At 68.1% G+C, this 11,772-nt stretch carries 11 protein-coding genes; 5 read left to right on the top strand and 6 right to left on the bottom strand.

The annotated features are described in order from the left end of the window. Nucleotides 1–2: 2 nt before the first annotated feature. The 3 genes from KEG57_RS20170 to KEG57_RS20160 are packed head-to-tail and all read right to left on the bottom strand — an operon-like array spanning nt 3 to nt 1,872. Entirely contained in the window at nt 3–629 is a 627-nt protein-coding gene (locus KEG57_RS20170) for a hypothetical protein (protein ID WP_272426951.1), read from the bottom strand. A 1-nt stretch (nt 630) separates the two neighbouring features. Beyond that, on the bottom strand, nt 631–1,440 hold the full coding sequence (locus KEG57_RS20165; RefSeq protein ID WP_272426952.1) for a hypothetical protein: 810 nt from the start codon (nt 1,438–1,440) through the stop codon (nt 631–633). A gap of 39 nt (nt 1,441–1,479) precedes the next feature. Then, a complete protein-coding gene (locus tag KEG57_RS20160) occupies nt 1,480–1,872 on the bottom strand; it encodes a hypothetical protein (protein WP_272426953.1) in 393 nt (130 codons plus the stop codon). A 133-nt stretch (nt 1,873–2,005) separates the two neighbouring features. On the opposite strand from KEG57_RS20160, the gene KEG57_RS20155 reads away from it, so the two are divergent. Both KEG57_RS20155 and KEG57_RS20150 read left to right on the top strand, forming a co-directional pair. After that, nucleotides 2,006–2,671: an EamA family transporter gene (locus KEG57_RS20155; RefSeq protein WP_272426954.1), complete on the top strand. Its 666-nt coding sequence runs from the start codon at nt 2,006–2,008 to the stop codon at nt 2,669–2,671. A 44-nt stretch (nt 2,672–2,715) separates the two neighbouring features. Beyond that, nucleotides 2,716–3,516 (top strand): YwiC-like family protein, encoded by an 801-nt coding sequence (locus tag KEG57_RS20150; RefSeq protein WP_272426955.1) that lies wholly within the window; start codon nt 2,716–2,718, stop codon nt 3,514–3,516. 7 nt (nt 3,517–3,523) lie between these two features. Here the strand turns inward: KEG57_RS20150 and KEG57_RS20145 are convergent, their stop codons facing one another. After that, complete coding sequence (locus tag KEG57_RS20145) at nt 3,524–4,123, bottom strand: MopE-related protein (protein ID WP_272426956.1); 600 nt, start codon at nt 4,121–4,123, stop codon at nt 3,524–3,526. Nucleotides 4,124–4,281: 158 nt separating this feature from the next. On the opposite strand from KEG57_RS20145, the gene KEG57_RS20140 reads away from it, so the two are divergent. After that, nucleotides 4,282–7,686, top strand: a complete 3,405-nt coding sequence (locus tag KEG57_RS20140) for a response regulator (RefSeq protein WP_272426957.1) — start codon at nt 4,282–4,284, stop codon at nt 7,684–7,686. Between the two features lie 30 nt (nt 7,687–7,716). Further along, complete coding sequence (locus tag KEG57_RS20135; RefSeq protein WP_272426958.1) at nt 7,717–8,964, top strand: radical SAM/SPASM domain-containing protein; 1,248 nt, start codon at nt 7,717–7,719, stop codon at nt 8,962–8,964. Here the strand turns inward: KEG57_RS20135 and KEG57_RS20130 are convergent. Then, a complete protein-coding gene (locus KEG57_RS20130) occupies nt 8,961–9,401 on the bottom strand; it encodes a DUF2085 domain-containing protein (protein ID WP_272426959.1) in 441 nt (146 codons plus the stop codon). The genes KEG57_RS20135 and KEG57_RS20130 overlap by 4 nt on opposite strands. Nucleotides 9,402–9,641: 240 nt before the next feature. Here KEG57_RS20130 and KEG57_RS20125 point away from each other — a divergent pair, with 240 nt between their 5' ends. After that, nucleotides 9,642–10,730, top strand: coding sequence for a hypothetical protein (locus KEG57_RS20125; RefSeq protein ID WP_272458695.1), 1,089 nt, complete (start codon nt 9,642–9,644; stop codon nt 10,728–10,730). Between the two features lie 404 nt (nt 10,731–11,134). Here the strand turns inward: KEG57_RS20125 and KEG57_RS20120 are convergent, their stop codons facing one another. Continuing rightward, nucleotides 11,135–11,524: a hypothetical protein gene (locus KEG57_RS20120; RefSeq protein WP_272426961.1), complete on the bottom strand. Its 390-nt coding sequence runs from the start codon at nt 11,522–11,524 to the stop codon at nt 11,135–11,137. Between the last annotated feature and the right edge of the window lie 248 nt (nt 11,525–11,772).

The following is an 11,772-nucleotide window of genomic DNA, read 5'->3' as shown; positions in this document are numbered from 1 at the left end:
GGTCACCTCACCTCGTCGCTGAGCTCGTTGATGTCGTCCGCGCGCGGCGGCAGCGATTCCTTGAGCCACGCGCAGAGGCCTCGGACCGCGGAGACGAACCCCTCCATGGGCAAACACTCGGTCACGGCGCGTTCGATCCCGCGAATCGCCTCGGCGGGCTGGCCGTCGCTCTCGCGGCGGAGAATGCCGATGTCGGTGATGACCTCGGCGCGGCGCTCGAAGACCGAGATGTAAATGAGAATGCCCGTGCGGTCGCGGGTGCCAGCGATTCCCTGGTCCAGGAATGCCTCCCGCGCGGCCGCGCGCACCTGCCGCGCCTGCAACGCTTTCGGCAGGAGGAGCCGCCGCAGCGGCGCGACGTTGGCGCAAAAAACGGCGCCCGCGACGAACAGGAGGAGCAGCGCCGGTGGCACGAGGTCGTCCGTGAACTCCGGCGGCGCATAGATGTAAACGCAGAGGCCAACGAACGCGCAGATCGCGCCGAACAGGTAATCGGCTTGGCGGTAGGCCCCCGAGCGGGGTCGCACCGTGATGACGATCTCCGCGGAGCACATCGTCTCGACCTCCTTGATGAGGCTTTCGATCTGCGCCCGCTCCGCCCCGTCCTTTCGCCACGATATCGACGCCATATCAATCCTCGGTGGGCAGGCCGGGGAGAGCCTTCCGCGCCGCGGCCTTCAGCGCTTCCTCGATGTTGCGATGGAAATTGCCGGCGATCCCGCCCTTGACGTTCGCCCCGTCGTCGGTGACGTCGACCATGGCGCTGCTTTCCGCGACAAACCCGAATCCACCGAGGTGGCTGCCCGATTCCACGTCGAAGACGAGCACGTCCGCCTTCAGATACCCGCCGTCGAAACGATGGCACGTCCCGGTGTCGCCCGCACCGCCGTCGCCCGCGCCTGCATCGTACAGGCTGCATGCGGTGGACGCCCGCGGATCGGAGGGCTCGACGAACGCGAGCGAACGGACGACGAGCAGATACCGGAGCGCCTGGCAGAGGTCGAGCACCTCGTCCGCGCGATAGCTACTGATCGTCGGCGGTGCCGATTGCGGGTGCGCCGCGTCGTACGGCTCCCGGTGTGTCGCGAGCGCCGACGCGCATCGATTGATCGTCCCGGTCGCGGGCACCCGATAAGGGACGTTCCCGAGCTCCGTCAGATTGTCGAGGTCCTCGAGGTAAGCAATCGCGGCATTGACCCCGAACGTGCCGCCGCTCCACGACACCACCGGCGCAGGGCCGCCCGCGATGTGGACGACGTCGCTCGACACCACGGGCAGGGCGCGGGCCTGCTCCTTCAAGGCCTTCACGTTGGCGAGCTTCGCCTCGACCGGGGCGCGATGCTCGGCGAGAACCTCCTTCAGATCCTTGCCGAAGAAGCACCCCGTCGCGAATGCGGGGGCGAGCAGAAAAAGGAAAAACCGCGCCGTCCGGAGAGGCATGCGGGCCAGTCTACCAGCCCTCACCTCCTCCGTGCGTCGTCAACAGGCGCCGGCGCAACCGCGGACGCTGTGGAACCAGAGGCCGCCCTGGTTTTCGCAGGCGTCGCGCTCCAGCTTGATCGTACAGCAGCGCTTCGCCGAGCCGCCGCAGACCTGCTCGACAGGGCCGCTGCGCAGGCAGCAGACCTCGGTGTCCTCGTCGAGAGGCACGTCCATCTTGGGCTTCTCGGGCGCCGACGGCAGCGAGACCGAGGGCGGCGCAGGCATGTCGACGGAGGGCACCTCGGGCACCTGGGGCACCTGCGGGAGCTGGGCCTGCGGCGCCTGGGGCGCATCCGGCAGGCCGATGAGCTGGCAACCCAAGGGGCCTCCCGCGAGGGCGACCATGACGAAGGGCACGCAGAGGGCGGCGAGATGGCGGAGCGGCTTCACGATCCCCTTGCATCGCCGAGGGACGGGCACCTCGGCCGATAGTTCAGGTCCACGTGTGTCTCATGAACACGCGCCGGTGGCAAGATCCCGCCGGCTCTTCCCCCGGGCGCCGCGTGCCACTAGGGTCGGCCGGATGCCCGCCTGGACCCTGCCCGCCATCGTCGCGGCTTGCTTCTTCGGCCTGCACTACCTCGCCCTGCGCGCGTCGAGCGGACGCATCGGCGACGCCCTCGGCGCGCTCTGCCTCGAAGGAACGGCCGCGCTCGGGATCCTCGCATGGCTCGTCGTGCGTCGCGAGGCCGAGGCCACGCCGACGAGCACACCCGGCGTCGTATGGGCATGCCTCGCGGGCCTCTGCATCAGCGTCGCGACGACGCTGCTCTTCACGGCGCTCCGCCTCGGCGGCCCGGTCGCGGCGACGGGCACGCTCGCGCTCGGCGGCGGCGTGGTCCTCTCGGCCGCGCTCGCCCCGCTCATCTTCGGCGAGGGTTTTACGGTGCGGCGCGCGCTCGGCGTCGCGCTCGGCGTGATCGCGATGCTCCTGCTCGCGACCCCTTCCGATGCGAAGGAAGCGCCCCAAGGTGCAGACGGGGAGGAGGCTTCACCCATGCCGAACCAGAACCGCCACACGGCCGAGTACGGCCACGACCCCAAACGAGCGGTGGGCGTGCGCCAGCGGGAAATCCAGCACGCTGAGGTCGAGCGCGAGCGAGAGCGGCAGCGCGCCGAGCCCACGATCGACGAGCTCGTCGAGGAGAACGATCCTCGCTCGAGCGCCGAGGAGTCCGAGGAGCTCTAGCGGGACCGTTGCCAGCCGGCGCGCGGAATGCCATGGGGGAAGGCATGACCTCCGCCCCGCTCGTTTCCCCGGCACCCGCGCGCTCGCTCGCGCCGCGGGAGCACGGCGCGTACGGTCAGCTCGGCTTGCCGCTCGTCGCGGGACTCGCGCTCGGCCGGCCGGGAATCGCGGCGTTTGGCCTGACGATCGCGTGGATCGCGGCGTTCCTCGCGCACGAGCCGGTGCTCGTCCTGCTCGGGCAGCGGGGCAAGAAGGCTCGCACGCAGGACGGCCCGCGCGCGGCGCGGCGGCTCGTGTGGCTCGGCGCGGCGATGGTGCTGTCTGGTTGCGTGTTCCTGATCTTCACGCCCGCCGAAGCGAGGCTCGCGCTCGTCCCGCCGGTTTTGCTCGGGCTCGTCGTGATGGCGTTCGTCTGGCGCAAGGAAGAGAAGACGGCGGCGGGCGAGATCATCGCGGCCGCGGCGCTCTCGGGCGCGGGATTTCCGGTGGCGCTCGCGAGCGGGGTCGCGCTGTTTCCCGCGGCCGTGGCCTGGATCGTCTGGACGACCGCGTTCCTCATGTCGACGCTCGCGGTGCGCGCCGTGATCGCGCGGGCCAAACACGAGGGGAAGGCGACGCTCGTCGCCGCGTACGTCGCGACGATCAGCCTCGGCGCGGCGAGCGTGATCCTCGCGCTTCGGGGCGCGCTCCCGATGGCCGCACCGATCGCGGTTGCGCCGTTCGTAGTGCTCTCGCTCGCGGTGACGGTGCTGCCGGTTCACACGCGGCATTTGCGCCGCATCGGCTGGGGGCTCATCGGGGCGAGCGTGGCGACGCTCGGGATCCTCGTCGCCACGCTCCGTTAGGCCGCGACTAGTTTTCCTGACAATCGAGCTTTTGCGTGCTGCACTGCGTATCGATGCAGGCCTGGCAATCCGGCGTCGTCGCGTTGCCGGTGCAGTGAGAGTTGTCCTGGCAAACGGCCGTGCAGGCGTCCTGGCAGGCGCATTGTTTGAGCGCCCGGAAGGCCGTGAGGGCCGCGCCCTCGCAGACGTCGACTTCGGTGGTGCCGAGGATGGACATCCCCTGCGCGCAAGAAATGCACTTGGGCCCGCCGTCGCCCGCGTCCTGCTCCTCCCAGGCGTTGCCGTCGACGCCGTCGCAGTTCTGATCGATCCCGTCGCCCTTGGGATCGAGCTGCTGGGGGTGGACGTCCTTGTTGTCGTCGTTGCAATCGTACGTGGGGCAGAACCCGTCGCCGTCCTTGTCATCGGCCGGATCACACGGGGGCATGCCATAACAAGCCATGAGCGTGACGGCCATGGCCCCACCCGTCGCCAGGGTCGCGAGGCTCTTCCCGAAGCCCGCGAGCGCGGAGGGCACCTTCTCTGCGGGTGCGGCCGCGCCGCAGTGCGGACAGCTCGAAGCCGATCCGGGGACGAAACCTTCACAAGATACGCAAGTCTTCAGCATGTCAGGAAGGCTGTCATGCACACAGGCGAACGCAAGCGAAACGCGGCATCCGCGGCGTAGCTGTGGCGACGCTCGCGCTTGACGGCCTGACGGGGTTCTTCTTTATTGGAGACGTTCCCCCCGAGTCGATCGTCCACGATCCGAGGGGAGCCGTACCCATGCCCCCTCGAACCACCCCGCAAAGCCAGCCCCTCTTTCGTTGGATCTGGCATGCGTTCTTTCGCACTGCGCTGATTCCGCTGCTGCTCGTCGAGGTCGTCCTCATCCTCGCGTACCTCGGCGCGAACCGGTTCGTGCAGCGCGAGAATACGGCCGCCATACGCACGGTGGCCACGGGTGAGCTCTCGCGCATCGCGTCGCGGGAGGCGGTCTTGCTCGACCAGGAGCTCTCGGCAGTCATAACGGGCGTCAGGGTGCTCACGGACGAGGCCGGACGCTCCCTCTCTGAACCGCTTCGCCTCTCGGAGGCGGAGCGCAAGGCGGCGCTCGAGCGGTACGCACCGGCGCCGGAGGGGCTGTATTACAAAACGAGCGACGAGGGAGGGAGCGCTCTCTTTTACAGCAGCCGCACGAAGATCGGCGACGCCGAGCACGACAAGGTATTGAAGTCCGAGCGCCTCGACCCGCTGCTCCGATCGATCGTCCGAAACAACCGCTTGTGGGTCCAGGCGTATCTGAACACGTCGGACTCGATGAACCGCATCTATCCGTTCATGGACGTGCGCAAGCAATACCCGCCGGACATGGACATTCCCTCGTACAATTTTTATTACGAGGCCGACGCGAAGCACAACCCGGAACGCAAGGTCGTCTGGACAGACGTTTACGTCGACCCGGCCGGGCAGGGCTGGATGGCGTCATGTATCGCGCCCGTCTATCGCGGCGACGTGCTCGAAGGCGTCGTGGGGGCGGACGTCACGGTGGCCACGCTCGTCGAGCAGGTGCTCAGGCTGCAAATCCCCTGGGAAGGCTATGGCGTCCTGATCGGACGATCGGGCACGATCCTGGCCCTGCCCTCGGGCGGGGAGCGGGATTTCGCGCTCACCGAGCTCACGAACCACGATTATCGGGCCGCCATTCTGAAGGACACCTTCAAGCCCGACGCGTTCAACCTCTACAAACGCAAGGATCTCGGCGAGCTTCCAGGCTCCTTGGAGCGGCAGCGGGAGGGAAGCCTCGAGACGATGCTCGCGGGGGAGGCGAAGCGCGTCGCGTGGAGCACGGTCGACGCGACCGGATGGAAGCTCGTCATCATCGTGCCCCAGGCCCGGATCGACGGGCAAGCCGTGACGCTCGGCAGGCGGATCGGGCGCATCGCGGTGTACATGGTGGCCGGCCTCGTCGTCTTTTACACCTGCTTTTTCGTCTATCTCTACCGCAAAGCGCGGACCATGAGCCGCAGCATCGCGGATCCGCTCACGCGCATCAATGACATCGTGCGGAGCATCGGCGAGGGTCGTTATGCGCAGGAGGCGGTCCCCGTCGCCGTCGTCGAGCTCGACGAGACGGCGCGTGGTGTCGTGGGAATGGGGCGCAGGCTCGGCGAGGACAACGCGGCCCTCTTGCGCACGCAGGACGAGCTCCGCGCCGCGAAGGAGCTCGCCGAGTCGGCGGCGCACGCAAAGAGCGAGTTTTTGGCGCGCATGAGCCACGAGATCCGCACGCCGATGAACGGCGTGCTCGGCATGACCGAGCTGCTCCGCGAGACCCCGCTCGCTCCTGTGCAGAAGGAGTACGCCGAGATCATCCAGGGCTCGGCCAAGAGCCTTCTCTCGATCATCAACGACATTCTCGATTTTTCGAAGATGGAGGCGGGCAAGATGGAGCTCGCCCGCGAGCCGTTCGAGCTCGATACGCTCCTCGAAGGCACGCTCGACATGCTCGCCCAGCGCGCCCACGACAAACACGTCGAGCTCGTGCTGCGATTGCCGGACGAGGTGCCCAAGGACCTCGCGGGAGATCCGGGTCGATTGCGCCAGGTGCTGGTGAACCTGCTCGGCAACGCCGTGAAATTCACCGACGCGGGCGAGGCCGTCACGAGCGTGTCGGTGGTCCAGGATGACGGGCGCTCGGTGCTCCTGCGCTTCGAGGTGAAGGACACCGGCGTGGGGATCGCGCCGGGCGACCAGGATCGTGTTTTCGACGCATTCGCGCAGGCTGACGGATCGAGCACGCGGCGGCACGGCGGGACCGGGCTCGGGCTCGCCATTTCGAGGCAAATCGTGCGCCTCTTCGGCGGCGAGCTCGGCCTCACGAGCGAGCCTGGGCGGGGGTCGACGTTCTGGTTCACGGCGCGGCTCGAAAAGGCCACGAAAACCACGTCGCGCGGCGCCGCGCCCCCGAACGTCGCCGGTCTTCGCGCGCTCGTCGTCGACGACAGCCTCGCCGCGCGCGCGGCCCTTTGCGCCTCGCTCACGAGCCTCGGAATGAAGGCGGACGAGGCCGACGGCGGCGGCGCGGCGATGACCTCGCTTCATCAGGCGGCGTCCGCGGGGCGGCCGTACGACGTGCTCTTGCTCGATCGCGACATGCCGGGGATGAGCGGCGCCGACGTCGTGCAGGCGGTCCTTGCGAGCCCGAAGCTCGCGTCCCTTTCGTTCGTCCTGCTCTCGCCTGTCGGGCGTGAGCTGCCGCCGCTCCCGCCGGGCGCGCGCGCCGCGCGGATTCACAAGCCCGTGCGCAGGTCGGCGCTCGTGGCCGCGCTCGCGGCGGTCGCGGGGCCACGCGCGGAGGCGAGGAACGAGGCGCCCCAACGCGAAAAACGCATCGATGCGGGGGCGCACGCGGGCCTTTCGGTCCTGCTCGCCGAGGACAACGTGGTCAACCAGAAGGTCGCGCAGAAGATGCTCGCGACGCTCGGCTGCGTGGTGACCACGGTGGACAATGGTCGCGCCGCGGTGGAGGCATTCGAGCGCGGAGCGTATCGGCTCGTGCTGATGGATTGCCAGATGCCGGAGATGGACGGATATCGCGCCACCGAGGAGATACGCAGGCGGGAGCGGGAGCGCGGATTGTCACGCACGCCCATCGTGGCGCTGACGGCGAATGCCATGCCGCAGGACCGGGAGCGCGCGCTCGCGGCCGGAATGGACGACCACGTGCCGAAGCCCATCGAGCGCGTGGATCTCCAGCGCGTGCTCGAGCGTCATGTGGCGCTTTCGCGGCCCGCCGCGGATGCGCCGCGGCCCGCGGTCGTGTCGGACGGCGCAGGACCGGTCCTCGACATGCGAATGGTCGATGGGCTCCGCGAGCTCGGGGCCCTCGAGGAGATCGGCCGCGCATTCCTCGCGGAGGCCCCGGAACGAATGGTCGGGCTGCGTGGCGCCCTGAAGAAACGCGACGCCTTGGACCTCGAACGGCGCGCGCACGCGCTCAAGGGATCGAGCGGCGCGGTCGGCGCGAAACGCGTGGCGGAGACGAGCGCGCGGCTCGAGAGCATGGCGCGTTCCCGCAGTCTCGACGGCGCGGACGAGCTCCTCGATCGCCTGGAGCACGAGTTCGAGGTGTTCGCTTCCGCGATCGAGATCGAGTGGACCCGGGACACCGCATCCACCGGCGCCTGAGGCGTACGTGGTGGTAACCTGAGCGCCGCCATGCCCCTCCGCCGCGTCCCCCTGCTCGCAGACGACGATCATCCCGCCTATGTCGTCTGGGAGCTCACGCTCCGCTGCGATCAGCCCTGCGCCCATTGCGGCTCCCGCGCCGGCGGGCCACGGACGGCCGAGCTCGGGACCGAAGAGGCGCTCGGCGTCGTCCAGCAATTGAAGGAGCGCCGCGCGCGGGAAGTCGTGCTCATCGGCGGCGAGGCATACCTGCACGAGGGATTCCTCGATATCGTCCGAGCCCTCGAGCGTGCAGGAATTCGGCCCACGATGACCACGGGCGGCCGCGGGATCGACATGGCGCTCGCGCGGGCCATGAAAGAAGCCGGGCTGCACAGCGTCTCGGTGAGCGTCGACGGGCTCGCGCGCACGCACGACCTCATCCGCCGGGCGAAATCGAGCTTCGAGAGCGCCACGCGCGCGATCGGCCACCTGCGCGAGGCGGGCCTGCTCGTCGCGGCGAACACGAACGTGAACCGCATCAATCGGGGCGACCTCGAAGCGCTCTACGAGCACCTGCGCGCGCTCGGCATCGTCGCCTGGCAGGTCCAGATCACGGCCGCCCTCGGCCGCGCCGCCGATCGCCCGGACATGCTGCTCCAGCCCTACGACCTGCTCGAGGTCGTGCCGCGCATCGCCGCGCTGAAGCGCCGCGCCTTCCGCGACGGCATCACGCTGATGCCCGGCAACAACCTCGGCTATTTCGGCCCCGAGGAGGCGCTCCTGCGCTCGGTGAAAGAGGGCGGGCGCGACCATTTCATGGGGTGCCAGGCGGGAAAACGTGTTCTCGGGATCGAATCGGACGGCGCGGTGAAGGGTTGTCCCTCCTTGCAAAGCGATCCCTACATCGGCGGCTCGTTACGCGAGAGGAGCCTCGGCGCGATCTGGGACGAGGCCCCGGCCCTCGCGTTCGCGCGAAACCGCACCGCCCTCGATCTCTGGGGTTTCTGCCGCACCTGCCCATTCGCCGAGGTCTGCATGGGCGGCTGCACGTTCACGGCGCACGCGCTCTTCGGCCGCCCCGGGAACAACCCGTATTGCCATTTCCGCGCGCGCACGCTCGCCGCCGAGGGCAAACGCGAGCGGCTCGTCCCCGCCGCGGCGGCCGAGGGAAAACCGTTCGATCACGGCCTCTTCGAGCTCGTCGTCGAACCTCTCGACGCCCCCGAGCCGGCGCCACTCGGCGCGGCGGAGGCCCTCGTCCAGATCACGCGACCGGTAAGGAAAGCGCAGGGTTAGCGCCCCCGGCCTCTGCCCGCACCGCACATGTCCACGCACGCCGCGGCGATCGCGTAGCCGAACGCAAAACCGGTCGCGAGCCTGGATGGGTGCCATACCGGATAAAGCCCAGCGCCCTGGGCGACCACGTCGACGAGCATGCATAGGCTCATCCCGAGAATCCAGAAACGCCACGCGCGCGGCCGGAGATGAGGCCACGCGACCAGCGCGCCCGCCGCAGCGCCGGCGAAGATTCCGGCGCACCGGCTGCAAAGGGGCATCACCACCCCCGCGAGCACGAGCGTGCGCTCCGGGATTTGGTGGCACATCGCCGCAAAGAGGGCATCGAGCCTCTGCCCCGCGCCGCCGAGCGGTAGCCACGCGCGCGAGAACGGCAAGAGCCACGGCGAAAGCCCCACCAGGACCAAAACGACACGGAGCATTGCCCTCGCGTTCATCCGCCCAAAACTTGCCGCTCTCCCCATTGCCAAGCGACTCCGCGTCGCCCTGCCGATGCGATACGAGAAGTCACGCTCGCCGCGTCGGGCAGCGCCGCATCGATGCAGGGGTCCTTCACCGGCGGGAGCGCTCCGGGCAGACGGCCGCTTGCAGCCGTGCACGAGCGGCTCGATGCAATGTTCTGGAAGCACAGGACGACGCCGGGACAGCGCGTGAGCCAACCGAGAGGAGGAGCGAAGATGATGTTACAATCGGGAAATGTGCGCCCGACCGAAGAGCGGGAGCGTCGATGGACGATGGCGATGAGCGTAGTCCTCGCGGGGCTCGCGCTCCTCGCCTGCAAACAAGGGGAGCGCGCGGAGGCCAATGGCAAGTGCCCGATCGGGGAGACTTGCTCCGATCTGGCGCCGACGGGCCTGGTGTTCGTCGGGGCACATACGGTCAACGACGCGGACGAGGAGCTGCTCCTCCCGACGGCGATCGGGGGCACGCAAACGGTGACCGTCTATTACGCGACGGAGCCCAACGTGGCCTACGTGGCCGGCTTCGACGCGACGCTCGTCGATTCCAGGATTGCCACGCTCGAATCGACGGGCCCCACGTCGCTCGTCCTGCGAGGCGCATCCGAGGGCGAGGCGCTGCTGCGGCTCCTCGAGCCGGGGACGAACAAGCTGCTCGATAGGGTCAAGATCGCGAGCACGGCACTCGCGCGGATGTCTTTGATCCCGCGGGAGCTCCGGTCCGAGAAGGTAGAGGCCGATCAATGGGCGGTGCTCGCGGGGAATCCGGCGGAGCTCGGAATTCTGCTCTTCGACTCGAACGACGTCCAGGTGGTCGACGAGGGGCTCGACATGCACGTCCGGGGCGCCGACATCTCGCGCCGCGCCTGGGATCGTTATGAGGTCCGAGCGACCTCGCAGGCGGACCTGTCGATCACGGTGCGGGCGGGCGGCCAGGTTTCGACGATGGCCGCTCGCGTCGCCTCGTCGATTGACGACATCGTCCTGAACTTGCCCGACACCTCGGAGGGAGCGCGCATCAAGCTCACGCGCGGAGCCTCCGCCACGACCTTCTGCTTTCTCGCAAAATCGGAGGGACGGACGGTGGTCGGGGCGAAGTGGAAATTCGAGCCGTCCGAGACCGTCGTGGCCGCGCGCCCCGAGCCGTCGTCGGAGGACGCGCAACCGTGGGCGGCGCCGCCGTGGATCCCGCCGAGTTGCGTGGCGCTCTCGAGCGTGACAACCGGGCGCGCGACGCTCAAGGTCACCACGGGCAATCAAGAGGAGACGTTCGATATCGAAGTCAGCGAACCGCCGCCGGGGACCTGAGATGAAGCTTGGGGATGTCCTGCTCCGGAGGCATGTCGTCGTCCTATCGCCTGGCCGACTCCTCACGCAAGTACGCAGACAAACCCGCGGAACCTCGCCTCGACGGGCAGAAAAGGGGGAGACCGACGCCGACACTCCGCTAACGAACACCCGGCCAGGGCACAGAGCCCGCGCCGGCCTCCCGAGGACACTTCGTACCAAGGACAAACCCAGGCGTCAAGCCCGAGACAAACTTTTTGGGTTCCGGGACGAACTGGGGGTGGGGCTAGGGGATGCGCTTCAGGTGGTCGTGGTGCCGTGTCGCCCACTTGTACGTCGCCTTGAACGTCACCTCTCCGGGTTCGATCGCCTCGACGCAGTAGAACGTCTCACCGAGGAGCAAGCTTGTGCATGGCGGGCCCGTATCAGGGAAGCGGCTTGATGCGGTCGTGGTGCCTGTTGGCCCATTGGTACGTCGCCTTGAACGTCACACCTTCGGGCTCGACCTTCTCCAGGCAATAAAATCTCTCACCGAGTAGCAAGCATTCGCCCAAGCCCATGTCGAACGCCAAGGGCTGGGGCTTGTCCCCCCACCACGCTTCCTGGTGCTGGGCCGACTCGGGCGCGCCGCAAACGAAGCGTACACCCGCATAGGGAGTTTCATGATCGGGGTTCCAGATGTCCAGGATGATATGGCACCCCTCCACGCGCTCGACCTTGTTGTGTTGAATGGTGAAGCGGCTTGAATCCGAGCGACCGCATGCAGCAGTCAGGATCCCCTGCACAAGGAGGAACGCGCCAATTCGAAGTTGCATGATACTTCCTTCGCGGTCGTTCAGTCGCAGCAAGTAAAATCGATCTGCTTTCTCTCGACGTCACAGTCGTTGCATTTTCGTTCCATCTCTTGGCAACACGCTCCGCAACCGGAGGCGGCACCAGGGTGCGAGCAACTGTTGTCACAGAGACCTCTTTGCAGGGCGCACTCCGCCGGATCGCGGCACTGCCTCGCCGTCACCGTAGGTCCACACCCCGTCCCTACCGCAACAACCCCAAGCAGAAGCAA

The organism is Polyangium jinanense (assembly GCF_028435365.1).
The sequence above is the reverse complement of the archived record's forward strand: the minus strand, read 5'-3'. Positions and strand labels throughout refer to the sequence as shown.

Coding starts and splice junctions, on each gene's coding strand:
- KEG57_RS20170 (WP_272426951.1), bottom strand. CDS start 629: ATGGCGTCGATATCGTGGCGAAAGGACGGGGCGGAGCGGGCGCAGATC.
- KEG57_RS20165 (WP_272426952.1), bottom strand. CDS start 1,440: ATGCCTCTCCGGACGGCGCGGTTTTTCCTTTTTCTGCTCGCCCCCGCA.
- KEG57_RS20155 (WP_272426954.1), top strand. CDS start 2,006: ATGCCCGCCTGGACCCTGCCCGCCATCGTCGCGGCTTGCTTCTTCGGC.
- KEG57_RS20150 (WP_272426955.1), top strand. CDS start 2,716: ATGACCTCCGCCCCGCTCGTTTCCCCGGCACCCGCGCGCTCGCTCGCG.
- KEG57_RS20145 (WP_272426956.1), bottom strand. CDS start 4,123: ATGCTGAAGACTTGCGTATCTTGTGAAGGTTTCGTCCCCGGATCGGCT.
- KEG57_RS20140 (WP_272426957.1), top strand. CDS start 4,282: ATGCCCCCTCGAACCACCCCGCAAAGCCAGCCCCTCTTTCGTTGGATC.
- KEG57_RS20135 (WP_272426958.1), top strand. CDS start 7,717: ATGCCCCTCCGCCGCGTCCCCCTGCTCGCAGACGACGATCATCCCGCC.
- KEG57_RS20130 (WP_272426959.1), bottom strand. CDS start 9,401: ATGAACGCGAGGGCAATGCTCCGTGTCGTTTTGGTCCTGGTGGGGCTT.
- KEG57_RS20125 (WP_272458695.1), top strand. CDS start 9,642: ATGATGTTACAATCGGGAAATGTGCGCCCGACCGAAGAGCGGGAGCGT.
- KEG57_RS20120 (WP_272426961.1), bottom strand. CDS start 11,524: ATGCAACTTCGAATTGGCGCGTTCCTCCTTGTGCAGGGGATCCTGACT.